Origin of the sequence: Klebsiella sp. 141161, from assembly GCF_050600815.1 — a bacterium.
In the GTDB taxonomy this organism is placed as follows: Bacteria; Pseudomonadota; Gammaproteobacteria; order Enterobacterales; family Enterobacteriaceae; genus Klebsiella; species Klebsiella aerogenes.
This window is the reverse complement of the sequence record NZ_JAQIRN010000012.1, coordinates 32,147-58,147: the sequence shown is the minus strand read 5'-3', so window position 1 is coordinate 58,147 and position 26,001 is coordinate 32,147. Positions and strand designations below refer to the sequence as shown.

Genomic DNA, 26,001 nt, shown 5'->3' with positions numbered 1-26,001 from the left:
AAATAGTGAAGAAGGAAACTATTCTGGCACCTTTTCCCGCGGCTGACTACTCATCATCGCCATCGACATGAGCACGTATCAGCGCCATGAATTCTTTACCGAAGCGCTCAAGCTTGCGAGTCCCCACGCCGTTGACGCTAAGCATCTCCCCGGCGGTAAGCGGCGACTGTTCGGCCATCTCAATAAGCGTCGCGTCGTTAAAGACGACGTATGGCGGGATATTCTCCTCGTCGGCGATCGCTTTACGTAATTTACGCAGCTTGGCGAACAGCTTGCGGTCGTAATTGCCGCCGAAGGATTTCTGCATCGCTTTCGGTTTTAGCGCCACGATACGCGGCACGGCGAGCTGCAGCGGGACTTCACCGCGCAGTACCGGACGCGCGGCCTCGGTGAGCTGCAGCGCGGAGTGCTGGGCAATATTTTGCGCCACCAGTCCGAGGTGGATTAACTGGCGAATCACGCTCACCCAGTGCTCGTGGCTCTGCTCGCGACCAATACCGTAAACCGGCAGTTTATCGTGGTTCAGGTCGCGGATACGCTGATTGTTGGCGCCGCGGAGTACTTCAACCACGTAGCCCATCCCGAAGCGTTGATTCACCCGGTAAATAGTTGAAAGCGCCTTGCGCGCGTCCATTAAGCCATCGTACTGCTTTGGCGGGTCAAGGCAGATATCACAGTTGCCGCACGGCTCCTGGCGCCCTTCGCCAAAATAGTTCAGCAGCACCAAACGGCGACAGGTCTGCGCTTCGGCGAAGGCGCCCATCGCATTCAGCTTATGACGTTCAATATCCTGCAGCGGCCCGGCGGGCTTCTCTTCCAGGCAGCGGCGCAGCCACGCCATATCCGCCGGATCGTAAAACAGCATCGCTTCCGCCGGCAGGCCGTCACGCCCGGCGCGGCCGGTTTCCTGATAATAGGATTCAATATTGCGCGGGATATCAAAGTGCACCACAAAGCGGACGTTCGGCTTGTTAATGCCCATACCGAAGGCCACCGTCGCCACCACGATCTGCAGATCGTCACGCTGGAATTTCTCCTGCACGTCGGCACGAATATCATTTTCCAGGCCAGCATGATAGGCCGCCGCGCTGATGCCGCGGCTTTGCAGCCTGGCTGCGGTGTCTTCAACTTTAGAACGGCTGTTGCAGTAGATAATCCCTGATTTACCGCGCTGATCCTGGACGTATCGCATCAACTGATCGAGCGGCTTAAATTTCTCCATCAGCATATAGCGGATATTGGGGCGATCGAAGCTACTAACCTGAATCAGCGGATCGTTAAGCCCCAGCAGGCGAACAATATCGCGGCGGGTGGTGTCATCCGCGGTGGCGGTGAGCGCCATAAACGGAATATGCGGCATCCGCTGACGCAGCTGGCCCAACGCGGCATATTCCGGGCGGAAATCATGGCCCCACTGCGAGATACAGTGCGCCTCATCCACCGCCAGCATCGCTAAGTTCCAGTGGCTCAGATGCTCCAGGAAGTTGTCCAGCATCAGGCGTTCCGGCGCGATATACAGCAGACGAATCTGCCCGCTGCGGCACCCCGCCATCACCTCTTGCTGCTGCTCGCGGCTCTGAGTCGAGTTAAGACAAGCCGCGGCGACGCCGTTAGCCAGCAGCTGATCGACCTGGTCTTTCATCAGCGAAATCAGCGGCGACACGACAACCGTCAGGCCGCCTAGCACCAATGCAGGCACCTGATAGCACAGCGACTTACCGCCGCCGGTCGGCATCACCACCAGGCAATCGCGGCCTTCCAGCGCCGTGGCGATGATCGATTCCTGGCCCGGGCGGAACTGCTGGTAGCCGAAGGTCTCTTGTAAAACCTGCTTAGCCAGCGATTCCTGATTTAATACTTCCGCCTGTGCCACGTTGACCCCATCCGCCTGAAAAGAAAACAGGCGCTATTTTCAGCGCCTGAGAGCCAGAGTGCAACGATTAAAACAGATCGTTGAGCATCACGCCGACGCCGACCCGCGTCTGATTGAAGTTATAGTCGATGAGCGACTCGCCATAACCGCTGTACACCTGAGTATAGGCGCGCACGTGTTTGGTAATAGGGTAACTGACCCCGATTTCCGCGCCGCCGTAGCCCGTATTCCAGTTATATTGCCCCTGAGCGCTAAAAATAGCTTCCCCCAGCTGGTAGCCAATCTTCAGGCGGTAGTACCCCATGTATTTCGTAATATCCGGGTTATCATCGGTGCTACCGACCACATACCACGGCTTCACTTCAACCAGCCAGTTACCGTTTTGCGCCATCAGGCGAGTATACAGGCGGTTCCAGCTACGTGACGTTGGATCGGAACGGCCGTTAGAGTCGTGGTTATAGCCGACTTCGATATCGCGCAAGGTCCAGCCGGCAAACTCATAATCCGTCGCGAAGCCAAGGAAGAGCTGAGGCTCGTAGTTAGTTTCGCGAAACGGCGCCGAGCCTTTACTGTTAGAGAGCTGCCACCAGGATTTTTGCGTATAGGAAGCGCCAAGCAGCGAATTATCGCCGAGAATGCCGCGCCATAACGGGAATGCCAGGCTGAGCTGGAACTTCACCTCATCCTTACGCGCGTCATCTGCCCAGTCGTAACTACGAATAGCCTCTTTATTGAGATCGCTGGTCCACGTATAGAGCAGATAGTTGCTCTCATAAGGATAAAGCAGGAACGGATTATCATGGTCCTGCAGCAGGTTGGCGATAATACTGCCCCGTACCGCGGGTTTGTCATGAACGGATTGTTCAATCGGCGCGTCCTGCGCCAGAACGCCCACCGGCAGCGCGCTAAGCGCCAGCAGCCAGGCTAAAGAGATACGCATTACTGTTCTCCTGAAGAAGGGTTCTTATTTAATGTTTTGTCCTGCTGCCATTCTACCTATTTATCCACCTCCCGCTGCGTTATCGCCTCCGAAAGTGGAAATCAATATTTTTGAAGCATAAAATCAACATTTCATTAACGAAATGGACCTCTGCTATGTCTGAACTGACCGCCGCCGCCGCGCTAAAGCTGGTGGGAGAGATTTTTGTTTATCACATGCCTTTTAACCGCGCGCTGGGGCTTGAGCTGGAGCGTTATGAAAAGGAATTTGCCCAGCTCAGCTTTAATAATCAGCCGATGATGGTTGGCAACTGGGCACAGAGTATCCTGCACGGCGGCGTTATCGCCTCTGCGCTGGATGTCGCCGCTGGGCTGGTCTGCGTCGGCAGCACCCTGACTCGCCATGACACTATCAATGAAGAAGAGCTGCGCCAGCGCCTCTCGCGGATGGGAACTATCGATTTGCGCGTCGATTACTTACGCCCTGGCCGCGGCGAGCGCTTTACCGCCACCAGCAGCCTGCTGCGCGCTGGAAACAAAGTCGCGGTGGCCCGCGTCGAGCTGCATAACGAAGAGCAGGTTTATATCGCCAGCGCCACGGCCACCTATATGGTGGGTTGATTGCCGCAGATCGAGTAACATCACTCTCTTTGGCAATGGATTCTACCAATGGACGCAAAACAAACGCGGCTGGGCGTTATGCTGGCGCTGGCCGCCTATTTTATCTGGGGTATCGCACCGGCGTACTTCAAACTTATTTACTACGTTCCCGCCGATGAAATCCTGACGCATCGCGTGATCTGGTCTTTCTTTTTTATGGTGGCGCTCATCAGCGTCAGCCGCCAGTGGCCGCAGGTAAAAAAACTGCTAAAAACCCCGCGCAAGATCTTCCTGCTCGCGCTCTCTGCAGTGCTGGTCGGCGGCAACTGGCTGCTCTTTATCTGGGCGGTCAATAACCACCATATGCTGGAAGCCAGCCTCGGCTACTTTATTAACCCGCTGGTTAATATCGTGCTCGGGATGGTTTTCCTCGGCGAACGCTTTCGTCGGCTGCAGTGGTTGGCGGTGATCCTCGCCTTCTGCGGCGTGCTGGTGCAGTTGTGGACCTTTGGCTCACTGCCGGTAATCGGCCTTGGGCTAGCCTTCAGCTTTGCCTTCTACGGACTGGTACGTAAGAAAATCGCCGTCGATGCGCAGACCGGCATGTTGGTGGAAACGCTATGGCTGCTGCCAGTGGCGGCGATCTGGCTTTTCGGCATCACCGATAGCCCAACCAGCCATATGGGAGACAACCCCTGGTCGCTCAATTTGCTGCTAATGGCCGCGGGCGTGGTAACCACCATCCCCCTGCTGTGCTTCACCGGCGCGGCGACCCGCCTGCGCTTGTCGACGTTGGGCTTTTTCCAGTACATCGGCCCGACGCTGATGTTCCTGCTGGCGGTAACGTTCTACGGTGAAGTGCCGGGCACGGATAAAATGGTAACCTTCGCCTTTATCTGGGTGGCGCTGGCGATATTCGTGATGGATGCGGTATATACGCAAAGACGGGGGCGTCGGGGATAGGATATTACCCGATGTCGGCTACGCCTTATCCGGCCTACAAAAGCACAACACGTAGGCCCGGATAAGCGAAGCGCATCCGGCACAACAACTACAGCCAGTTTTTACGCTTGAAGTAGAGATACGGCGCCAGGCCGGCCAACATCATAAACACGATGGCTCCCGGATAACCAAAGCTCCAGTGGAGTTCCGGCATAAACTCAAAGTTCATCCCATAGCTGGACGCCACCAGCGTCGGCGGCAGGAACACCACTGAGACCACCGAGAAGATCTTGATAATGCGGTTCTGCTCGATGTTGATAAAGCCCATCGCCGCCTGCATCAGGAAGTTCACCTTCTGGAACAGCGATTCGTTGTGCGGCAGCAGGGATTCGATATCTCGCAGGATCTCTCGCGCCTGTTCCAGCTGGCCTGCCGGCAGGCGCGCCTTGCGCACGAGGAAGTTGAGCGCGCGCTGGGTATCCATCAGACAGAGGCGAACCTTCCAGCCGATATCTTCCAGTTCCGCCAGCGTCGACAGCGCTTCGTCGTACTCGTCGCCCTGGTGGCCTTCCATAATCACGCGGCTCAGCTTTTCCAGGTCGCTGTAGATGTTTTCTATTTCATCCGCCAGCTGTTCGATTTTGGTCTCGAACAGGTCTAACAGCAGCTCATAGGCGTTGCCGTCGACCAGCGTCTGGTTACGCACGCGCATGCGGTACAGGCGAAAAGCGGGCAGTTCACGCTCGCGCAGGGTAAACAGGCGGCCTTCGCGGATAGTAAACGCCACGGTTGAGTTACCGGCGTGATCGTCAGCATCTTCGAAAAAGAAAAAGGAGTGGATGTGTAAACCATCTTCGTCTTCAAAGAAACGCGCTGACGCTTCGATGTCTTCCAGTTCCGGGCGCGTAGCCAGGTTCTGGCCTAGCTCCGTTTGCACACGGCTACGTTCGTCATCGTCTGGCTCGACCAGATCGACCCACACCGAGCTGGCAAGATGCTTGATCTCATCGGCCTCAAGGCGCGTTAAACGATTATTTTCCAGTTGAAATGCGCTCAGCATGACCGGGACTCCCAATACAAAAAATTTATCGGACAGTTCGATGGGCACACAGAAACTATTTGGGTTTCAGACCATTAAGCCTGACTCAGAGCGACGGGGATAGGACGAGTCGCCGACAACCGCTAAGGCTATCGGCATAAGGGGATAGCCTTAGGAGTTGTTCCTGAATGACAGGAAGTTGAGCCAGCATCTACTGGGTGTGTCCAAGGCGAATGTCCTCTTAGCGTAATCGTGCGCGCATGTTACGCCAGCGCCAAAACGGCGTCAACACGCAAGGGAACGCTAAAGAGCAAATCCTGCCCTTTAGCATATAAGGCTAGCAGATTATTACAAAAAAATTATATTTTTCTTAAAGTTACACCGTTTCCAGCCGGGCATAGGCGGCAACCAGCCATTTAATTCCCTGCCCCTGGAATGCCACCTGCAGCCGGCTATGTTCACCGCTGCCCTCAAGGTTTACGATGGTGCCTTCGCCGAACTTCGGATGCCGAACCCGCTGGCCCAGCTTATAGCCGGTATCGTTCTCCGCCACCGGTGTACCGAGGCGCTGATGGTTAACCGGGCGGCTCACCGTCGCCCGCAGCCGTACCTCTTCCACGCACTCTTCCGGCAGCTCGCCGATAAAGCGCGATGGGCGATGGTAAACCTCTTTGCCGTACAAACGACGGGTTTCGGCGTAGGTCAGCGTCAGTTTCTGCATCGCGCGCGTCACGCCGACGTAGGCCAGACGACGCTCTTCCTCCAGACGACCGCCCTCATCAAGCGCCATCTGGCTCGGGAACATCCCCTCTTCAACGCCGACGATAAACACCTGCGGGAACTCCAGCCCTTTCGCCGAGTGCAGAGTCATCAGCTGTACCGCATCCTGCCAGGTATCCGCCTGCCCTTCGCCGGCTTCCAGCGCGGCGTGGGAGAGGAACGCCTGCAGCGGCATCAGATCTTCATCTTCTTCGTTGTAGCTGAACTGGCGCGTCGCCGTCACCAGTTCTTCCAGGTTTTCGATACGGGTCTGGCCCTTCTCGCCTTTCTCCTGCTCGTACATCATACGCAGGCCGGAATCTTTAATGACCCGGTCAGTCTGGACATGCAATGGCATATCGGCGGTTTCCTGCGCCAGCGCGTCGATAAGCTCCATAAAGCGCTGCAGCGCGCTGGCAGCGCGGCCAGCCAGCGCTTTCTCTTTCAGCAGCTCGCGGCAGGCCTGCCACAGCGTCAGCTGACGATCGCGCGAGGTCTGGCGCACCACATCCAGAGTACGATCGCCGATGCCGCGGGTAGGCGTATTGACCACACGCTCAAACGCCGCGTCATCGTTGCGGTTGGCAATCAGGCGCAGATAAGAGAGCGCATCTTTGATTTCCTGACGTTCGAAGAAGCGCATGCCGCCGTAGATACGGTAAGGCATGCTGGCCTGCAGCAGCGCCTCTTCCAGCACGCGCGACTGGGCGTTACTACGATAGAGGATGGCGCACTGCTCCAGCGCTCCGCCGTTCTCCTGCCAGGTTTTAATTCGGTTAACGACGAAACGCGCTTCATCGAGATCGTTGAAGGCGCAGTACAGCGAAATGGGCTCACCGTCGGCGCCGTCGGTCCACAGTTTTTTGCCCAATCGCCCGTTGTTATTTTCAATCAGGGCGTTAGCCGCGCTGAGAATATTGCTGGTCGAACGATAGTTCTGCTCCAGACGAATAGTTTCCGCGCCCGGGAAGTCATTCAGGAAGCGCTGAATGTTTTCAACCTGCGCGCCGCGCCAGCCGTAAATCGACTGGTCATCATCGCCGACAATCATCACTTTGCCGGTATCGCCCGCCAGCAGGCGGATCCAGGCATATTGAATGTTGTTGGTATCCTGGAATTCGTCGACGAGAATATTGGTGAAGCGCTCGCGGTAGTGCTGCAGGATGTGCGGTTTGTTCAGCCACAGTTCGTGCGCGCGCAGCAGCAGCTCGGCGAAGTCCACCAGCCCGGCGCGATCGCAGGCTTCCTGATAGGCCTGATACACCTTCTGCCAGGTCTGTTCGACCGGGTTGCCGTAGCTCTGAATATGGTGCGGGCGCAGCCCTTCATCTTTTTGGCTGTTGATGTACCACATCGCCTGACGCGGCGGCCATTGCTTCTCATCCAGGTTCATCGCCTTAATCAGGCGCTTCAGCAGGCGTAGCTGGTCTTCGCTATCGAGGATTTGGAAATCCTGCGGCAGGTTGGCATCCAGATGATGGGCGCGTAGGAGGCGATGGGCCAGGCCGTGGAAGGTGCCGACCCACATACCGCCCTGGGTGGTGCCCATCAGTTGGCCGATACGGTGGCGCATTTCCGCCGCCGCTTTGTTGGTAAAGGTCACCGCCATAATGGAATATGGCGAGCAGTTCTCTACGCTCAGCAGCCAGGCGATACGGTGCACCAGTACGCGCGTCTTACCACTGCCCGCCCCTGCCAGAACCAGCATATTGGTGCGCGAGGCCGCTACGGCTTCACGCTGTTTGTCATTAAGGCTGTCGAGCAGGTAAGAAACGTCCATTGGCACCGCCGGAAGAGAAGGGGTTCCACGAACCCCTGTTAATATATACAGAGTTACTGGTGATTATATCAGCGAGGTCAGAGATGCCAACCGTGAAATTTCAATATGCGGCAGCAGGCGGCTATCGGCGGTTTTCATCAGCGAGGCGTCCTGCGGCTTGATCCAGCAGGCCTGCATTCCACAGCGAATTGCGCCAGCTACGTCGGTGGTCAGATCATCGCCGACGTGCAGAATTTGCCCGAGCGGCAAATCCAGACGCTCCGCCGCCAGATGGTACATATCGGCAAACGGCTTGGAGCGGCCATCCGGACCCGCGCGCAGCACGAAACGGAAATAGTCGTTCAGGCCGAACAGTTCCGGCTGGGCGTTACCGTTGGTGATAGCCACCAGCGGCCATTTCTGCGCCAGCTTCGCCAGCGTATCGTGCGTCTCCTGCGGCACATCGACGCGGCTGCGCCAGTGGGCGAAGTTTTCCATCGCCGCATCGGCGCCGGCTTTCGCCTCGGCGGCGGAGAGCCCGGCGTTACGCATCCCTAACTCCAGCGCGCGGTGGCGCCAGACGGTGACGTCATGATAAATCTCAGGTTCTGAGGACAATAGCGTTTGTCGCAGCTGATTAAGCGCATGGGCATCAAACTGGCTCAGCGCCGGATGGTAATTGCGCACAAACGTCAGCGATTCCTGCATCGTCCGGTCAATCACCGGACGGTTATCGTAAAGTGTGTCATCCAGGTCGAACGTCAGCGCGGAGATCGGGCCCAGAGGTCGGTAAAAACGCATTATTTCCCCCGTTTAGCGCGCGGATGCGCGGCATCGTACACCGAGGCAAGGTGTTGAAAATCGAGATGAGTATAGATTTGGGTGGTGGAGAGATTGGCATGCCCCAGCAGCTCCTGCACGCCGCGCAGATCGCCGCTCGACTCCAGCATATGCGTCGCGAAGGAGTGCCGCAGCTTATGCGGATGCACATGGCTATTGAGCCCCTGCTTGATACCCCACTCGGCAAACCGCTTCTGCACGTTGCGCGCTGAAATGCGCTTACCCAGCTTCGACAAAAACAGCGCGTCGTCATCGCCGCCGAACAAGCCGCGCAAATCCAGCCAGTGTTCGATCCACGCCACCGCGTTGCGTCCAATTGGCAGGCGGCGCTCTTTGCTGCCTTTCCCCATCACCCACACTTCCCCTGATTCAAGATCAAGGTGCTTAATATCAAGGTTAACTAACTCAGAAAGACGCAGCCCCGCGCCGTACATCACTTCCAGCATCGCCCGGTCGCGCACCGCGAGCGGGTCGTTGAGGTCGATATCCAGCAGCCGATTCACATCATCAACGTCGATATTTTTCGGCAAATGACGGGGAATTTTTGGCGCCGCAATCCCCTTCGCCGGGTTAGCGGCCAGCTCGCCCTGGCTGACCATCCAGTCGAAAAAGCTGCGCAGGGCGGAAAGCCGCAGCGCCAGGCTCGCCGGGCCTAAGCCCGCGCGGCGGCTGCGCACGGCAAAGCTACGTACCTGAGCGGCGTCACACTGCTGCCAGCTTTTTAAGCCAGCATCATCCGCCAGCGCGATCAGCGCTTCCAGCTGACGCTGGTAATTCGTGAGCGTAATGGGGCTAAGCTGGCGCTCAACGCCGAGATAGCGCAGAAAGCGATCGACGCAGGCGAATAGCGGGGAGTCGGTCATGCGCGTTCAATCCAGCGCTCCAGCAGGCCGGGCAGCATACGGGCGATCTCCTGCAGTAGCTGCGTCCCCTGGCCTTGCTGATAATGCTGTGGATCGCGGCTGCTGAAAAACATCACCCCCGGCGCGTCGTCATCGCCCAGTAGCGACATCGCCACCGAGCCGATAGCTTTCGCATCCGGCAGCACCACCAGCAGCTCTGGCCCATTCAGCGGCCCAAGATAGTGACGAGCCTGGCCCAGCCGCTGGATACGAATGGGTTCGAACGCCTGCCGGCTCAACGCCAGATGGGTGAATTTAGACGGCGCGCCGAGATGCCAGCTGTCCGGAAACAGGCGCACCGTCGCACCTGCCAGGCCCAGCTCGCGCGCCCAACGATGAAAGCGGTTGAGCATTTCATCCAGGCTATCGGCGGACGCCAGACGCGTCTGCAGATGGAACAGGCGCTGAAACAGGCTTTGATTGGCCGTCGCCTGTTCCATCAGCAGCGTCATGTTCTCTTCCAACACGTTGATATGGTTACGCGCCCGCAGCATATGCCACTCTACCAGCGAGATGGTGCCGCGCACCGGATGCGGGACGCGGATATGCTCTACCTGCGCCGCATTACGAATAAAGAACTCAGGATTTTGCAGCAGATAATCTACTACCGCGCTGTCGTCGAGCGCTGTGGCGAGTTCCTGCTGTTCTTCCCCGATCTGTTTCATAGATGAATAAATCCGTCGTAGACGTGTGCCGCCGGGCCAGTCATATACAACGGTTGACCCGGACCTTTCCAGGCGATGTCGAGACGCCCGCCTGGCAATTCCACGCGTACCTCTTCGGCGAGTAATCCTTGTTGGATACCGACCGCCACCGCCGCACAGGCGCCGCTGCCGCAGGCCTGCGTTTCACCTGCGCCGCGTTCATAGACGCGCAGACGAATATGAGAGCGTTCCACTACCTGCATAAAGCCGATATTGGCGCGTTCCGGAAAACGTTCGTGGCTTTCCATCACCGGACCGAGGGTTTCAACCGCGGCGGTGTCCACGTTATCGACCTGAATCACGCAGTGCGGGTTGCCCATTGAGACGACGCCGCACAATACTGTCTGTTCAGCCGCGCGCATAATATAGGTCTTTTCCGCTTTGTTGGCGCGGAATGGGACCTGAGACGGTTCGAAATTCGGCTCGCCCATGTTAACGCGCACCAGATCATCTTCCGTTACGCTTAATACCATACGACCGTTGGCGGTGCTCACGCGGATATCACGTTTATTGGTCAGGCCTTTTAAACGGACAAAGCGGGCGAAGCAGCGCGCGCCGTTGCCGCACTGAGAGACTTCGCTACCGTCAGCATTGAAGATACGGTAGTGGAAGTCCAGATCGGGATCGTACGGCGGCTCGACAACCAACAGCTGGTCGAAGCCGACGCCAAGATGCCGATCCGCCAGGCGACGAATCAGCTCCGGTGAGAAGAAAACATTCTGCGTTACCGCATCAACAACCATGAAGTCGTTGCCGAGGCCATGCATTTTAGAGAACTGCATTATCTACTCCAATTGCGCGGAACAGAACGTTATCGTTAATAGTTAACCTGGGTCGGACCGCCATTATCGCCGCGATCGTTACGATCCGGCGTCGCGCTCTGAATGCCTGGGTTAACCGGCTTGGTCGGCGGCGGCGCGGTTTTGTCTGCCGGCGGGAAATACAGCGGCCCTTTCAAACCGCAGCCGGTCAGGCTGAAGATTGCAAACAGAACGGCAAGCGTGGGTAAAACGTTTTTCATTGATAGTTGCCCATGATTCATTCGTTACTGCTTTCTATCATCGCAGGAGAAGACGTAAAAGCAAGCGTTTAGCATCTGACTGCACGCGCTTTTGTTTCGCGTTATGCTGCGGCTATCTTCAAAAAAGCAGGCTATACCCGTTATAATTCAAGCTGCATGTACGTTGGCTTTCCTCGCTCGCCCCAGTCACTTACTGGAGTAAGCTCCTGGGACTCCCTGCGTCGCCGCCTTCCTGCAACTCGAATTATTTAGGGTATATAACCATGAACGACAGTGAATTCCATCGCCTGGCCGATAGCCTGTGGATGACCATCGAAGAACGTCTGGACGACTGGGACGGCGACAGCGATATCGACTGCGAAATCAATGGCGGCGTGCTGACCATCAGCTTCGAAAATGGCAGTAAGATCATTATTAACCGTCAGGAGCCGCTGCATCAGGTCTGGCTGGCGACCAAGCAAGGCGGCTATCACTTCGATCTGCAAGGCGATGAGTGGATCTGCGATCGCAGTGGCGAACGCTTCTGGGATCTGCTGGAGCAGGCGGCGAGCAATCAGGCCGGCGAGACGGTGAGCTTCCGTAAATGACGTCTTTCCCGGATGGCGGCGCATCGCGCCTTATCCGGGGCAAATCTACGAGTAGCGCTGCTGCAGCACCGGTGAGGCGACCGCTTCCTGGCCCGGCGGCACCGCGGCGGCAATCGCTTGACTGCGGAACGGGATCACCTGCGTGCGTCCGTCAACTTCGACTATCTGATAGAACTGCGGCAGGTTGAAGTTAATGAAGCTTGAGCCGTAGGTGAAGCGATCGTGCGATGACGAGTAGAAGCGGCTGACGTCGCGCACCAGCTCTTCTTTGCTGCCTTCGCAGTGATGATAGACCTCTGCGCGGTTGCTTTCGTCGAGAATGTAGATGTTAAAGCCGCTGTCATTGTTATCCGCATCTTCAAAGAAGAATTGAATAATCCCTTCGCTGGCGAAGCCATCCACCACCGCCGGCAGCTTAACATGATTGGTTTCTACCTGTACCGACAGGCCGTGGAGCTTGTTGTGCGAGATAGCGCCGTAGAACTCAATGGCGTTTTCCAGCTTCTGCACCGAAACGTTCAGGCGCTCGAAGAACAGGCCCCAGGTCTGGCCGGAGACGCGCAGCGCTTTGAAGCGCCCGGTGTCCTGACGGGTACTAGAGAGGCGCAGTTCGATGCACTCGGAGACCATCTGCTGCACGCGGGTGCGGATAAGGCCGCGAAGATGCTGGCTATAGCAGAACACCTCCACGCTATCCGGCGGCGCAGCGTCCTGATGCATTTTGCCGAGAATAGTCTTCAGCGCTTCGATCATCGCCTGCTCGCCGTTAAAGTGCAGCGTGCGCACTTCGTTCCACGAGTTGCGATACAGCAGGTCGACGCTGCCAATCAGGCATTTTTGCTCTTCGCCGAAGCTGAAAACATCGAGCTTACGGAAGTCGAAATGCACCACCTGATTGCGGAAAGCTGCCGTCGGGTCATATTCGAGGTTGACGATAATCGCCAGGTGGCGAATTTCGCACGGGCTGTACAGCGCTTTTGGCGTCGGCGCCGGCAGGCGCAGCGGGAAGTGGTGCGACACGTCGGCCACCATCTCCTGCAGCTTCGGCAAATCGACGATACCGTTGCCCTTAATAAACAGACGGGTGCGTGAGGTCAGCAGGCCGTTAAACCAGGCCCAGGCCACCAGCTTATTAAGATAACGGTTATATTCCAGCGGCTGATGGCTGATAATCGATTCCATATCCGGCGCGCGGTTATACAGATACCAACCGGTACGGTTGGCGCGGCCCGGCGGCACGTGGATAAAGGTCAGATTCGGCTCCGACAGGTCCGGTGAAATTTGCGGGTTCACCAGGGTGACCTTGCCCGGCAGCGCTTCAAAGGCCGCATACAGCTTGCGCGTCAGCACGCCGATATCTTGCGGGCTGGCGGAGACGCTAAGGTTATTGCGCCGAGCGAAGCGGATCAGATTACGATAGCTCTGCATCATCGCGTCGAGCAGTTCGTTGTGCGCTTTGCGCACTTCATCGATTTTCCAGTTAGCGCGGTTATCGAGCATCATCAGACGCTTTTCATCCCAGCCCCACTCTTTCACCAGCTGGCTGACGACTTCACGACGCCAGCCCACGCAGGCGCGCTCGCGGCTGAGTTTTTCACAGACTTTCAAATAGAAGCAGCGACGAACCAGATCGAGACGGGTGTCGTCTTCGATAGCCTGCAGATAGGCGGTTACGCGCTCCAGCATCATGCAGTAAGGGTCGAGACCGAATGAGACAATCTCGCCATCGTGCAGGCGCTGTTTAATATCTTTCGCCAACAGGCGGTTGTTGGGGTATTCCCAGGAGTAGGCTTCCAGCAGCAGCGTTTTCAACACCGCTTTATACGGGGAGTCGATGCTTTTATACAGCTGCCACAGGCTGGCGCCGAAGTACTCTTCCGCCGACAGCGAACTGAGGCCGCCGAGATCGAGCCATTCGTTTGGCGTCAGCACGCCCTGGGCATACAGCCCCATCACGTAATCATCGTAATGATCTTCTTCATCGCCCGGCACCATATTCCACAGAATACGTTTCCCGGCAAGACGCACGGCGGTGCGGTAAAATTCATCGAGCAACAAAATATGCTGGGTCGAACCACAGTCTTCGCCGCCGAGGCTGCCGCTTTCGTTATGGCGGAAGCGGTTTTCGTCGATCAGGAAGAAACTGACCTCGACGCCGAGCGACGCCGCCCAGCTTTCAAGCAGGCTGCATTTACGCTGCAGCAGTTGGCGTTCTTCGTTATCCAGCCAGGCCTGATGGCATACCCAGATATCCAGATCGGAAGAGCAGCTTTGCCCAACGGAAGAGGTACTGCCCATCGAATAGACGCCGGTAATCGGCAGTTCGCCTTTCGGCGGCTCCTGCGTTAGCAGGCCGCGATGCAGTTCGAGTTCGTCAAGATAGTGGCGTTGGGTTTCATCAGGCGTGTAGAGGCAAATGCCGCGGGGAACGTTACCGTCAAGGTAACCCGGCATCAGCGGGTGATGATAATGTAGTAATGTCGGCAGAAGACTGTAAACCTGCTGGAAAGCGGGTCCCATGGCAGCAAGCGCGCGATCCACGCGCAATTGATTGATGGCATCCAGTCTCTGTTTCAGTGTCTCAATATAGAGGTACAAGACATATCGCCTGATGTTCAAAAATCCGACGTACAATAGTACGGAGGATTTCAGTATTTCAACAAGAACCGTCACCATTCGTCATCGGTGTGGTTGTGATGAACTGCTGGCTGACAAATGGTTTAAAACGTGATCAATTTAACACCTTGCTGATTGACCGTAAAGAAAGATGCGCTACATACAAGTGTAGCACCGTTTGCCGGGTGTAAATTCCCCACTACGCTTGCGGCAACCGCATCCGCATGAAACGCTAAAGGTCATCATGCCAGCATCCCACATTAACCGCGAAACTAACATCCCTAAAGCAACAATGTTAGGATGGCTCATGGTCGACAATGACGGTAACAAGCATGTTAGACAAAGTTTTGAGAATTGCCACACGGCAAAGCCCGCTTGCGCTATGGCAGGCACATTATGTGAAAGAGCGTCTGGAGTCCTGTCATCCGGGGCTTTCCGTTGAGCTGGTGCCCATGGTCACCCGCGGCGACGTGCTCCTTGATACCCCGCTGGCGAAAGTGGGCGGCAAGGGCTTATTTGTAAAAGAGTTAGAGCTCGCCATGATTGAGGGGCGCGCCGATATTGCCGTCCATTCGATGAAAGATGTCCCGGTCGAATTCCCTGAAGGCCTGGGATTGGTCACCATCTGCGAACGTGAAGATCCGCGCGACGCCTTTGTTTCCAATCACTATGCCTCAATTGACGCGCTGCCGGCTGGCAGCATCGTTGGCACGTCAAGTTTACGTCGCCAGTGCCAGTTGGCGGCAGAGCGCCCCGATCTGGTGATTCGCTCGCTACGCGGCAACGTCGGCACGCGATTAGGCAAACTCGATAACGGCGAGTATGACGCTATTATCCTTGCCGCCGCCGGGCTGAAACGCCTGAAACTGGAAGCGCGTATTCGCCAGCCGCTCTCGCCTGAACAATCTCTGCCGGCCGTTGGCCAGGGCGCGGTGGGTATCGAATGCCGCCTTGACGATGAATGGACCAAAGCGCTATTAGCGCCGCTTAACCATACGGAAACCGCCGTGCGCGTACGTGCCGAGCGGGCGATGAACACCCGTCTCGAAGGCGGTTGTCAGGTGCCGATTGGCAGCTATGCCGAACTACGCGATGGTGAGCTGTGGCTACGGGCGCTGGTAGGCGCGCCGGATGGGTCGCGGGTCGTGCGCGGCGAACGTCGCGGGCGGCCGGAAGAGGCAGAGGCGCTCGGCGTCTCGCTGGCGGAAGAGCTACTGGATAACGGCGCCCGCGACATCCTCGCGGCGGTCTATGATGGAGAAGCCCCACGATGAGCATCCTGGTCACTCGTCCGCTACCGCAAGGTGAAGAGTTAGTCAGCCGCCTGCGCGCGCTGGGACGCGTGGCCTGGAGCTTTCCGCTGATTGAATTCACGCCGGGTCGAGAACTGGCAGCGCTCCCGCGCCAGCTGGCGGCATTAGGCGCGGACGATTTGTTGTTTGCGCTGTCGCAGCATGCGGTGGAATTCGCCCATGCTCGTCTGCTGCAGGAGAGCCAACGCTGGCCCTCCGACCCGGCCTATTTCTCGATAGGCCGCACCACCGCGCTGGCCCTGCATACGGTCAGTGGTAAAAATATCCGTTACCCGTTAGATCGGGAAATCAGCGAAGTCTTGCTACAATTACCTGAATTACAAAACATTGCGGGCAAGAAAGCCCTGATTCTGCGCGGCAACGGCGGGCGGGAATTATTAGGCGACACGCTGCGTGAACGCGGCGCCGAAGTAACATTTTGTGAATGTTATCAACGTTGTGCGAAGTACTATGATGGTGCGGAAGAGGCTATGCGCTGGCAATCTCGTGGAGTCACTACGCTGGTGGTCACCAGCGGCGAGATGCTGCAGCAGCTGTGGTCGTTAATACCCCAGTGGTATCGCGAACAGTGGCTGCTGCACTGTAGCCTTGTCGTTGTCAGCGAACGTCTGGCCCTTCAGGCCCGGGAATTGGGCTGGCAGGATATTCAGGTTGCCGATAACGCCGACAACGATGCGCTGCTACGCGCATTACAATAACTCTCAACATTGGAAGCCATAATGACGGAACAACAAAATCAATCCGCCGTGGTTGAAGAGACCAGGGAGGCCGTGGAAACCACGCCACAGCCAGAAAACAACGAGAAGAAAAAGGCCGGCAACAAAACCAGCCTGACGCTCAGCGCGATTGCTATCGCTATCGCCCTCGCCGCCGGTATTGGCCTGTATGGCTTAAATAAGCAACAGGTTACTCGGCAAAACGAAACCAGCTCTGAATTAGCAAGCCAGCTCGCGGCGCTGCAAAAAGCGCAGGACAGCCAGAAGAGCGAGCTGGAAGGCATTATCAAACAGCAGGCCGATCGGCTGAGCGAAGCCAAACGCGAACAGGAAACCCTGACGAAACAGCTTGATGAGCTACAGCAAAAAGTTGCCGTGATTTCCGGCAGCGACGCCAAAACCTGGCTGCTGGCGCAGGCTGATTTCCTGGTTAAGCTGGCGGGACGTAAGCTGTGGAGCGATCAGGATGTGACGACCGCCGCCGCACTGCTGAAAAGCGCCGATGCCAGCCTCGCCGACATGAACGACCCAAGCCTTATCGGCGCGCGCCGCGCCATCACCGATGACATCGCTTCGCTGTCGGCGGTAAGCCAGGTCGATTACGACGGCATTATCCTCAAGGTTAACCAGCTGGCGAACCAAATCGACAATCTGCGCCTGGCTGATAATAACGACGATGATTCCCCGATGGATGCCGACAGCGATGAGCTCTCCAGCTCCATCGGCGAATGGCGCGTTAACCTGCAGAAAAGCTGGCAGAACTTTATGGATAGCTTTATTACCATACGTCGCCGCGACGAAACGGCGGTGCCGCTGTTAGCGCCAAATCAGGATGTCTATCTGCGCGAAAATATCCGCTCTCGTCTGCTGGTTGCCGCGCAGGCGGTGCCGCGTCATCAGGAAGAAACCTATAAGCAGGCGCTGGAAAACGTCTCCACCTGGGTGCGCGCCTATTACGATACTGAAGACGCCACCACCAAGGCTTTCCTTGAAGAGGTGGATAAGCTCAGTCAGCAGAGTATCACCATGAGCGTGCCGGAAACGCTGCAGAGCCAGAGCCTGCTGGAAAAGCTGATGCAAACCCGGGTGCGTAATTTGATGGCCCAGCCTGCGGCAGCCGCTCCGGCGCCAGCGCCAGCAGCGACCGCGCCAGCCCCTGCGCCGCAAGGAGAATAACCGATGCTGAAAATTCTCCTGCTTTTCGCACTGCTGATCGCCGGGATCGTCGTCGGCCCGATGATCGCGGGCCACCAGGGCTACGTTCTGATCCAGACCGATAACTACAATATCGAAACCAGCGTGACGGGCCTTGTGATCATCCTGATCCTCGCAATGGTGGTGCTGTTCGCTATCGAGTGGCTTCTGCGCCGCATTTTCCGTACCGGCGCGCACACGCGCGGCTGGTTCGTCGGCCGTAAGCGCCGCCGCGCGCGTAAGCAAACCGAGCAAGCGCTGCTGAAACTGGCGGAAGGCGATTACCAACAGGTTGAAAAGCTGATGGCGAAAAATGCCGATCACGCCGAACAACCGGTCGTGAACTATCTGTTAGCGGCGGAAGCGGCCCAACAGCGCGGCGATGAAGCTCGCGCCAATCAGCACCTTGAGCGCGCCGCCGAACTGGCCGGCGACGATCTCATCCCGGTCGAAATTACCCGCGTGCGTCTACAGTTGGCGCGGAACGAAAACCACGCCGCTCGTCACGGCATCGATAAGCTGCTGGAAGTGACCCCGCGTCATCCGGAGGTGCTGCGTCTTGCCGAGCAGGCCTATACCCGCACCGGCGCGTGGAATTCACTGCTGGACATCATTCCATCCATGGCGAAAGCCAACGTGGGGGATGAAGAGCACCGCGCCGCGCTGGAACAGCTAGCGTGGATTGGCCTGATGGACAAAGCGCTGGCCGACGGCGGTAGCGAAGGGCTACGCGAATGGTGGCGCAACCAGAGCCGTAAAACGCGCGCGCTGATACCGCTGCAGGTGGCAATGGCCGAACGCCTTATCGAGAGCGACGATCACGATACCGCGCAGCAGATTATTATCGATGGTCTGAAGAAACAGTATGACGACCGCCTGGTCATGCCGATCCCGCGACTGAAGACCAATAATCCGGAGCAACTGGAGAAAGTGCTGCGCCAGCAGATCAAAGCCGTCGGCGACCGTCCGCTGCTGTGGAGCACCCTGGGCCAGTCGCTGATGCGTCACGGTGAATGGCAGGAGGCCAGTATCGCCTTCCGCGCCGCGCTTAAGCAGCGTCCGGATGCCTTTGATTACGCGTGGCTTGCCGATGCGCTGGACCGCCTGCATCAGCCGGAAGAAGCGGCGACCATGCGTCGTGACGGCCTGCTGTTGACGCTGCACAATAACCCTCAGCAGTAATTCACAATAACGCTATCGCCTCGTTCGGGGCGATAGCGCCCTTCTCTCGCGAAAAGATAGCCTTCCCCTGAAAGAAAAAAACGCCTGCACTGAAATCAGGGCAGGCGTTAAAACAGGTCTGTTTGACAACAAATTGGGTGCTTCACTCAACGTTATGTCCATGGTGTTTGATGAGACATATAAAATGCGACATCTATCAGTGGACGATAAGCACCGTAAGTACGGCTCTGCATCATTCCCGAGTTTATGAGGCACGAAGGCGAACATAAGAGATGGAATGAGCATCTACCCGATTATTATCGCACAGGATCCAGCGAGATTGCATCTATCGCAGCAATCATTTGGGACAATTCCGGACAATAATTCGCAGAGATAGAAACTATTTTTTACGAGGAAGATCAGCGGGATAAAAGATGATTGAGCAAATCCGGAAAACAAAAAACCCCGCCGAAGCGGGGTTCAAAATTGGTCGGCGAGAGAGGATTCGAACCTCCGACCCACTGGTCCCAAACCAGTTGCGCTACCAAGCTGCGCTACTCGCCGAAATACTGCTTTTTGAATTTTTAGTTCAATTCTTTAAAGTCGTGGTGCGAGGGGGGGGACTTGAACCCCCACGTCCGTAAGAACACTAACACCTGAAGCTAGCGCGTCTACCAATTCCGCCACCTTCGCAATTCACAACTCTATCAAATAATGGGGTGGCTAATGGGATTCGAACCCACGACAACTGGAATCACAATCCAGGGCTCTACCAACTGAGCTATAGCCACCACAACAATTCTTTTACGCGGTATTAAAACCACCGCAGCTCCAGCACCGGGTAAATGGTGCGCCCGACAGGATTCGAACCTGAGACCTCTGCCTCCGGAGGGCAGCGCTCTATCCAGCTGAGCTACGGGCGCTTAGCGCCGTTGCGGGGGTGGATAATACGGACTTCCCCCACCCCTGTCTAGTGCCTTTTTAAATAAAATTTCTATTTGCTCACAGTTTGTGCGCTTTGGCGCTTATTCCGCCGTTTTATCAAGATTCCCCCGCTTGCCGAGGCCGAAAACCTTATAAATAAGGGTCACCAGGGCGAGGAAAATAATTCCGACAAAGAGCGACATCCGGGTTTCATCGTTAATTCCCATGCCGATTAGCACACAAACGAGGAATGCCATCGTCAAATAGTTCGCCCACGGGAACAACAGCGAACGGAACGGATGGCTGGCCATCGCCTGCTGATGCTCGCGACGGAAACGCAGCTGGCTAATCAGGATCACAAACCACGGCACCATCCCCGGCAATACGCTGGCGCTATAAACATAGACAAACACGCGCTGCGGGTTAGGAATAATGTAGTTCAGGCACGAACCGATGAGCAGAATCACGATCGACAGCGCGACGCCCGCTACCGGTACGCCCTGACGCGACACTTTGGCCATTGCCGCCGGTAGCTGGCGGTTGCGCGCCAGCGCGTACAGCATACGCCCACAGCTATACATCCCGCTGTTGCACCCTGACAGCGCTGCGGTCAGCACCACGAAGTTGATAATCCCCGCCGCCGCGGTAATGCCGATTTTGGCGAAGGTGAGGACGAACGGGCTTCCAGTCGAGCCAATCTGGTTCCAAGGGAAGATAGTCACGATAACGAAAATCGCCCCCACATAGAAAATCAGGATACGCCAAAGCACTTTGCCCACCGCGCTACGCAGCGTGACTTGCGGATTTTTCGCTTCTCCGGCGGTGATACCGATAAGTTCAACGCCCTGATAAGAGGCGACGACAATACACAGCGCCGTCAGGAAGCCTTTCCAGCCGCCGGCGAAGAAGCCGCCGTGTTCGGTCAGGTTGCCAAAACCGATCGACTGTCCGCCATTGCCGAAGCCAAAGAAGATAACGCCCAGGCCGATGACAATCATCACGATAATGGTGGTGACTTTAATCATTGCAAACCAGAACTCGATCTCACCGTAAAGACGTACTGCCGCCAGGTTCGCTAGCGCGACCAGCCCGACGGCAATCAGCGCCGGGATCCACTGCGCCATCTCCGGGAACCAGAACTGCACATATACTCCGATGGCGGTGATCTCAGATATCCCCACCGCCATCCACATAAACCAGTATGACCAGGCCGTGAGATAGCCGAAGAACGGGCTCATATAACGGTGTGCGTAAACGGCAAACGAGCCGGTTACCGGTTCGAGGAACAACATTTCGCCCATCGAACGCATGATAAAGAAGACAAATAAACCGGCGATAATATACGCCAGCAGGACGGACGGACCGGCCCACTTCAGCGTACTTGCCGCCCCCATAAATAACCCTACGCCAATCGTCCCGCCTAGCGCGATTAGCTCAATATGTCGGGCCTCCAGTCCACGCTGGAGTTCCGCTTTTTTCTCAGTCATAAAGCCTCTTGTGTTTGCTGTATTCCGGGTACTGCCGGTTATTGTTATTAATTGAAACCATAGCCTTGCCGACGCGCAGGTCTCCCCCACGCGTTTGAAGCATGCGAATGGTTAATTAATTTTACGGAAATGGCAAATAAAGTATCAGGCGAGTGAAGAGATTACACAGAATATGTATGCAATCTCTTCTGGTTGCAGTGGAATATCAGAGCTTGCCGGAATAATGCCAACGTAAATAGCGCAGTAAACGGAACTGTCTTTTAATGCGGCTCGGCTGCAGGAGCAGGCGATAGAACCACTCCAGCCCCAGGTTCTGCCAGAATTTGGGCGCTCGGTGTACGTGACCGGTAAAGACGTCATAAGTGCCGCCAACGCCCATATACAGCGCTGCGGGATACACCAGTCGGCAGTCGCGCATCAGAATTTCCTGGCGCGGCGATCCCATCGCGACGGTGACAATTTTCGCCCCGCTGTCGCGTACCCGCTCAAACAGCTGCTGGCGCTGATCGGCGGAAAAATAGCCGTCCTGACTGCCGACGATATTCACCTTCCAGCGCTCACGCAGCTTCGCTTGCGTCTCCGCCAGCACCTCGGGCTTACCGCCAATCAGAAACACCGGCGTTCCCTGCGCCCCGGCGCGCTCCATTAAGGCTTCCCACAGATCGGCGCCGGCAACGCGCGACACCTCAGCCTGCGGATATTTTTTGCGTAATGAGCGCACGACGCTGATGCCGTCGGCATATTTAAACTCGGCGGCCTCAATCAGCGCTCGCACTTCCGGGTTATCTTCTACCGCCAGCATTTTTTCGGCGTTGATCGCAACCAGCGTTCCCTGACGCAGTTCGCCGTCGGCGAAGAGATAGTTGAGCGCATGCTGCATGTCGCGCCAACCAATAAGCTGCAGCCCTCGCAGCGCATACTGCGGCGCGGAAGTGTTATCAGTCATGTTCATCCTTATCATACCTGCGGTTGCGAAAGCGGCTTCAACCGCTTATGAATCAATCCTGCGCTGTCCAGGAGCCAGTACAGCAATTTCGCCGCTAACAAGCAGATACCAAAGATCACGAGGAAAAACACCACGCGGGAGCCAAACGAATCCAACCCTTCGCGCGCCAGCACTATCATGTTGAAGATAGCGCCGAAACAGAAACTATGCAGGATAGCCGCTTTGTAGCGATTGCTCTCCCGATTGCCAAGTTCGTACAACCAGTCAAACCATTTAATGATTAGCCCTACCGCGACGGCGCCCAGCGGTACGAACCATACGCCGCCCATTACCACCAGCGAACCAATCAGCGTCGGCGATATCGCCAGCCCCGAATGGTTGTTTAATACTTCCCACGTGAAGTAATTGGCGGTATTCAGCACCATTGTCGGGCGACCGTGCCACATCCAACTGGGGATAAAGACGTAGAAGTCGCGGATCATCGGCGCCAGCCCCTGGAACTCAATCTTGTCGTAGTTCTGCAGCAGCAGCGCCAGGTTCTCCCACGGCGAGAAGGTATCGCGCGTGAGATAGAGGAAAGTATAAAACGCTTCATCGCCGCTAACGTTCATCCCGTAGCGCTTCAACGCCAGCCAGAACATGCCGACAATGCCCAGCACACCCGCCGCCGCCAGCATCCACAGGCTGATCCAGCCGCGAATAATGCCGATAAACAGGAAGATAGCGAAAGCGATAATGATATTGGCGCGGGTACCGCCGACGATCGCGTAGGTCAGCAGGCCAAAGGCGACGGTGCTCACCAGGAAAAAAATCCACGCCTTGTAATCCTGACGCAGGAAATAGATCACCAGCATCGCCGGAATAAAGAAGTAGAAGAAGCGCTTCAACGCCACGCCGGACACTTCCGCAGAGAATATCTGGCTGTATGAATTGAGCTTAAATAGCAGGAAACCGTTGTGGGCGAAGAAGATACCGACGCACAGCAGCGCCAGCCCCATCAAAATCCCCCAGGCCAGATGGGTTTCAACCCGGTTCATGGTAAACAGCGGACGACGTGGAACATCGCGCGATGCCGGACGCAGGCGCGTTTTGTAGGTCACGTAGTAGATAGCATAGAAACACACCGCAACCAGCAGCGTCTGCAGCAAAATTTCCGGTGGCGCTACGCTGACGTCAAAGCGGAACACCAGGATACTGGTTAACGGGAAGCCGAAGAAAAAGGTGAGCAGGAACAACAACGAGAAAAAGACGTTGAAGTTAAATCGCACGCGGCGGAACTCAAACCAGGTGGCGGTAGCGATAAACAGCGTCGACAGTAGCCAGACCACCAACAGCCCGCTAAATTGCATTAACGTCATACCCGCGCCTCCGCTGCCAGCTGTAGCGCCCGCTGCCAGCCCGCCAGATAGTTCGGGCGGAAGAAGGCGATTTGCGTTTTATCAACGCTCGCTAACTGACGCTGTGCTTCGCGCACCACATTGGCGTCCAGGGTATCGGTGGTAAACAGCACCGGGATCTGTTGTTCGGTCATATCCTGCCAGAACGGATTTTCGCGATTGAGCACGCAGGGAATACCCGCCTGAATCAGCAGGCACAGCGTGCCGATACCCTGCTGGCGAGCAAACAGGAAATAACCCAGATCGCAGCGGCGCAGCAGCGCCAGATAATCATCAAACTCAAGCTTCTCGCTAAGGATCTGCAGATGCTCGCGACTAAACAGCGTCTCTCCCGCCTGGCGCACTTCGTCAATGTACGCTTCATTGTTAGCCGGATAGCCCATCGGTACGATGACATTCACCGTATCGCCAAACTGCTGATGTATCGCCTTCAGCGCTGCAATATGCTCGTTACTACGATCGCCGGAATTCCCCACCAGAATGGTCAGGGTGTCACCGCGCGGGGCGGTATCGGCAAGGGAATTTAGCGATGGATCCATACGGGTCGGGAAGTACAGCAGTTCGCCCGGCACGCGTGGATGGCGATTAGCAAACCAGCTGAGATCGCCGCGGGTGGCGAAGACGCGCCCTACCCGCCCTTGCGCCATGCGGCGCAGAGGATAAAAAAGACGGAATTTCAGGCTAACGGAGTTCTCATACAGATCCGCGCCCCAGATATGCCAGTTAAATTGCGACGGGCGGATCCCGCCGCTCAACAACGCCAGCCACAGACCGGTATTAAACTGGCCGTGGAAAAAAAAGCGCTGCTGGCGATCGGCTTTCGCTTTGGCAATCACCGCCTGCGCCAGCGATTTCTTAGCCGGGTAGCAGGTAATCTCCAGCGCCGGATACGCCTCGCGCATACCTGTCGCATCACCCACGACCATAAACGTCCTGGCCCGCGCGTCGGCGGCCAGTTCGTCGTTAAAGAACCGCAATACGGTCTGGTTGTGGTGCGGGATATCCGATCCCAGTACGTGTATCAGTGCTGTCATGCCCGTTTACGCCAGAGTAAAAACACGCCACTACAAAGGGCGAAATAAACAATATAAGTGGCCATATACGCCTGCGCCGCGCCAAGTGCGCCGTGCGCCGGAATAAGCCAGTGTGAAAATGCGGTCAGCAGCGTGAACTGGCTGATTTCCGTCAGAATATAAAAACGCAATGACGCTTTGGCGATCACCAGATAGCCGTAGACGTAAGCGCCAACTTTTAAAACATCGCCCACCAGCTGCCAGGCGAACAGGTCGCGCATCGCGGTGAAGCGCGCGGAAAACAGTAGCCAGATGGCAAAATCGCGCAGCAGCCAGACCGTCAGGCTCGCCGCCGCCACCGCCGGCAGAACGAATTTCAACGACTTCACTATCTCACGCGTGATGTCCGTTTTGGCGCTCAGCCGCGACAGCGTAGGCAGCAGATACACGCTAAAGGAGGCGGTAATAAACTGCAGGTAGGCATCTGAGATACTGCTCACCCCCTGCCAGATACCGACCGCCTCCCAGCCGTAATGCGCCGCCAGCAGATTACGCATCATCACATAGGCCACCGGCAGCGTCACCGAGGTAATCAGCGCCATCAGGGTAAATTTCGATAGCTGCCCTGCAAGCCCGTTATCCCAACGCGGGCGTAGCGCGCTCAACGGGATCGCGCCACGCCGCCATAGCATAATGGCGGCCGGAACCACCACCAACGCGGGGACTAACGCCAGCCCTAACAGCGCCCCCTGATAACCACCGAAGTAGTAACAGGCGTAATAGGCCGCAACGCCAATCAGGCTACCGGCAATCAGCGAAAAAGCGTTACCCGCAGCATCGCGAAAACCTTTCATCAGCGCCAGCAAATAGTTGGCCCACGCAATCCCCATCTGCACCAGCGCCACCAGACGTACCAGATTCTGGTAGTGCGAATGGCCGAACAGCGCCTGGCTTATGGGCGCCGCCGCCAGCAAAAAGACCAGCGCTAACAGGGTGGAAAAGCCGAGCACCATTGATGACGACGTCCCAACCACCTGCTTCAGGCGTAGCGGATCGTCGTGATGTTGGGCAACCAGCTTAGTGACGCCATTAAAAATCCCGGCGCCCGCCAGTACGCCAAGGACGGTGACCAATTGCCGGAAGTTACCGGCCTGGCCCACGCCCGCCGGGCCAAATGAGACCGCCAGCAGCTTTACCACCAGCAGACCGGCGCCTATTTTGACTAAGGTGGACGCCGCGGTCCACAGTGACGCTTTTGCCAACGACATA

At 56.7% G+C, this 26,001-nt stretch carries 23 protein-coding genes and 4 tRNA genes; 7 read left to right on the top strand and 20 right to left on the bottom strand.

Annotation, left to right across the window (positions count from 1 at the left end; translation table 11 throughout):
* Nucleotides 1–46: 46 nt before the first annotated feature.
* Both recQ and pldA read right to left on the bottom strand, forming a co-directional pair.
* Nucleotides 47–1,873, bottom strand: coding sequence for an ATP-dependent DNA helicase RecQ (recQ, locus tag PGR79_RS22785; protein WP_308958003.1), 1,827 nt, complete (start codon nucleotides 1,871–1,873; stop codon nucleotides 47–49).
* Nucleotides 1,874–1,940: 67 nt separating this feature from the next.
* A complete protein-coding gene (gene pldA / locus PGR79_RS22780; RefSeq protein ID WP_113374974.1) occupies nucleotides 1,941–2,813 on the bottom strand; it encodes a phospholipase A in 873 nt (290 codons plus the stop codon).
* A gap of 155 nt (nucleotides 2,814–2,968) precedes the next feature.
* On the opposite strand from pldA, the gene yigI reads away from it, so the two are divergent.
* A complete protein-coding gene (gene yigI, locus PGR79_RS22775; RefSeq protein WP_004097567.1) occupies nucleotides 2,969–3,433 on the top strand; it encodes an acyl-CoA thioesterase YigI in 465 nt (154 codons plus the stop codon).
* 48 nt (nucleotides 3,434–3,481) lie between these two features.
* Nucleotides 3,482–4,375, top strand: a complete 894-nt coding sequence (rarD, locus tag PGR79_RS22770) for an EamA family transporter RarD (RefSeq protein WP_113374973.1) — start codon at nucleotides 3,482–3,484, stop codon at nucleotides 4,373–4,375.
* An 88-nt stretch (nucleotides 4,376–4,463) separates the two neighbouring features.
* Here rarD and corA read toward each other — a convergent pair whose 3' ends face one another.
* The 8 genes from corA to lptM all read right to left on the bottom strand — a co-directional run bounded on the left by corA (nucleotide 4,464) and on the right by lptM (nucleotide 11,378).
* Nucleotides 4,464–5,414, bottom strand: a complete 951-nt coding sequence (gene corA / locus PGR79_RS22765; protein ID WP_002883400.1) for a magnesium/cobalt transporter CorA — start codon at nucleotides 5,412–5,414, stop codon at nucleotides 4,464–4,466.
* 150 nt (nucleotides 5,415–5,564) lie between these two features.
* On the bottom strand, nucleotides 5,565–5,621 hold the full coding sequence (ysgD, locus tag PGR79_RS22760) for a YsgD/CorL family protein (RefSeq protein WP_349815745.1): 57 nt from the start codon (nucleotides 5,619–5,621) through the stop codon (nucleotides 5,565–5,567).
* A gap of 148 nt (nucleotides 5,622–5,769) precedes the next feature.
* Nucleotides 5,770–7,932 carry a DNA helicase II gene (uvrD, locus tag PGR79_RS22755; RefSeq protein ID WP_015368861.1) on the bottom strand — a complete coding sequence of 721 codons (2,163 nt, stop codon included), beginning with the start codon at nucleotides 7,930–7,932 and terminating at the stop codon, nucleotides 5,770–5,772.
* A gap of 63 nt (nucleotides 7,933–7,995) precedes the next feature.
* The gene (gene yigB / locus PGR79_RS22750; protein WP_015368862.1) at nucleotides 7,996–8,712 is read right to left on the bottom strand and encodes a 5-amino-6-(5-phospho-D-ribitylamino)uracil phosphatase YigB; all 717 of its coding nucleotides are present in this window, start codon (nucleotides 8,710–8,712) and stop codon (nucleotides 7,996–7,998) included.
* Nucleotides 8,712–9,614, bottom strand: coding sequence for a tyrosine recombinase XerC (gene xerC, locus PGR79_RS22745; protein WP_045395583.1), 903 nt, complete (start codon nucleotides 9,612–9,614; stop codon nucleotides 8,712–8,714). Before xerC ends, yigB begins: the two co-directional genes overlap by 1 nt.
* The gene (locus PGR79_RS22740; RefSeq protein ID WP_015368864.1) at nucleotides 9,611–10,318 is read right to left on the bottom strand and encodes a DUF484 domain-containing protein; all 708 of its coding nucleotides are present in this window, start codon (nucleotides 10,316–10,318) and stop codon (nucleotides 9,611–9,613) included. The genes xerC and PGR79_RS22740 overlap by 4 nt, the downstream gene beginning before the upstream one ends.
* A complete protein-coding gene (dapF, locus tag PGR79_RS22735; RefSeq protein ID WP_015703982.1) occupies nucleotides 10,315–11,139 on the bottom strand; it encodes a diaminopimelate epimerase in 825 nt (274 codons plus the stop codon). Before dapF ends, PGR79_RS22740 begins: the two co-directional genes overlap by 4 nt.
* Nucleotides 11,140–11,174: 35 nt before the next feature.
* Complete coding sequence (gene lptM, locus PGR79_RS22730) at nucleotides 11,175–11,378, bottom strand: LPS translocon maturation chaperone LptM (protein ID WP_020077593.1); 204 nt, start codon at nucleotides 11,376–11,378, stop codon at nucleotides 11,175–11,177.
* 263 nt (nucleotides 11,379–11,641) lie between these two features.
* Between lptM and cyaY the strand changes: the two genes are divergently transcribed.
* Entirely contained in the window at nucleotides 11,642–11,965 is a 324-nt protein-coding gene (gene cyaY, locus PGR79_RS22725; protein WP_430922551.1) for an iron donor protein CyaY, read from the top strand.
* Between the two features lie 45 nt (nucleotides 11,966–12,010).
* On the opposite strand, the gene cyaA is transcribed toward cyaY, so the two are convergent.
* Complete coding sequence (gene cyaA, locus PGR79_RS22720; RefSeq protein WP_015368868.1) at nucleotides 12,011–14,563, bottom strand: class I adenylate cyclase; 2,553 nt, start codon at nucleotides 14,561–14,563, stop codon at nucleotides 12,011–12,013.
* Nucleotides 14,564–14,913: 350 nt separating this feature from the next.
* On the opposite strand from cyaA, the gene hemC reads away from it, so the two are divergent.
* The 4 genes from hemC to hemY are packed head-to-tail and all read left to right on the top strand — an operon-like array spanning nucleotide 14,914 to nucleotide 18,986.
* Nucleotides 14,914–15,855 (top strand): hydroxymethylbilane synthase, encoded by a 942-nt coding sequence (gene hemC, locus PGR79_RS22715; protein ID WP_032715387.1) that lies wholly within the window; start codon nucleotides 14,914–14,916, stop codon nucleotides 15,853–15,855.
* Entirely contained in the window at nucleotides 15,852–16,592 is a 741-nt protein-coding gene (hemD, locus tag PGR79_RS22710) for a uroporphyrinogen-III synthase (RefSeq protein ID WP_113374971.1), read from the top strand. Before hemC ends, hemD begins: the two co-directional genes overlap by 4 nt.
* A 21-nt stretch (nucleotides 16,593–16,613) precedes the next feature.
* Nucleotides 16,614–17,786, top strand: a complete 1,173-nt coding sequence (gene hemX / locus PGR79_RS22705) for a uroporphyrinogen-III C-methyltransferase (protein ID WP_113374970.1) — start codon at nucleotides 16,614–16,616, stop codon at nucleotides 17,784–17,786.
* A 3-nt stretch (nucleotides 17,787–17,789) separates the two neighbouring features.
* A complete protein-coding gene (gene hemY / locus PGR79_RS22700; RefSeq protein ID WP_042894676.1) occupies nucleotides 17,790–18,986 on the top strand; it encodes a protoheme IX biogenesis protein HemY in 1,197 nt (398 codons plus the stop codon).
* A 466-nt stretch (nucleotides 18,987–19,452) separates the two neighbouring features.
* Here hemY and PGR79_RS22695 read toward each other — a convergent pair.
* The 9 genes from PGR79_RS22695 to wzxE form a co-directional block, all read right to left on the bottom strand.
* Nucleotides 19,453–19,529 (bottom strand) — tRNA-Pro (locus PGR79_RS22695).
* Between the two features lie 42 nt (nucleotides 19,530–19,571).
* Nucleotides 19,572–19,658: transfer RNA gene (locus PGR79_RS22690), tRNA-Leu, on the bottom strand.
* A gap of 22 nt (nucleotides 19,659–19,680) precedes the next feature.
* Nucleotides 19,681–19,756: transfer RNA gene (locus PGR79_RS22685), tRNA-His, on the bottom strand.
* A gap of 55 nt (nucleotides 19,757–19,811) precedes the next feature.
* Nucleotides 19,812–19,888 (bottom strand) — tRNA-Arg (locus tag PGR79_RS22680).
* Nucleotides 19,889–19,990: 102 nt separating this feature from the next.
* A complete protein-coding gene (thrP, locus tag PGR79_RS22675) occupies nucleotides 19,991–21,376 on the bottom strand; it encodes a bifunctional threonine/serine APC transporter ThrP (RefSeq protein ID WP_087858704.1) in 1,386 nt (461 codons plus the stop codon).
* A 205-nt stretch (nucleotides 21,377–21,581) separates the two neighbouring features.
* Complete coding sequence (gene wecG / locus PGR79_RS22670; protein ID WP_015368874.1) at nucleotides 21,582–22,322, bottom strand: lipopolysaccharide N-acetylmannosaminouronosyltransferase; 741 nt, start codon at nucleotides 22,320–22,322, stop codon at nucleotides 21,582–21,584.
* A gap of 11 nt (nucleotides 22,323–22,333) precedes the next feature.
* The gene (gene wzyE / locus PGR79_RS22665; protein WP_087858705.1) at nucleotides 22,334–23,680 is read right to left on the bottom strand and encodes an ECA oligosaccharide polymerase; all 1,347 of its coding nucleotides are present in this window, start codon (nucleotides 23,678–23,680) and stop codon (nucleotides 22,334–22,336) included.
* Nucleotides 23,677–24,753, bottom strand: a complete 1,077-nt coding sequence (locus tag PGR79_RS22660) for a TDP-N-acetylfucosamine:lipid II N-acetylfucosaminyltransferase (RefSeq protein ID WP_430922548.1) — start codon at nucleotides 24,751–24,753, stop codon at nucleotides 23,677–23,679. Before PGR79_RS22660 ends, wzyE begins: the two co-directional genes overlap by 4 nt.
* A complete protein-coding gene (wzxE, locus tag PGR79_RS22655; protein ID WP_045378694.1) occupies nucleotides 24,750–26,000 on the bottom strand; it encodes a lipid III flippase WzxE in 1,251 nt (416 codons plus the stop codon). Before wzxE ends, PGR79_RS22660 begins: the two co-directional genes overlap by 4 nt.
* Nucleotide 26,001 lies beyond the last annotated feature (1 nt).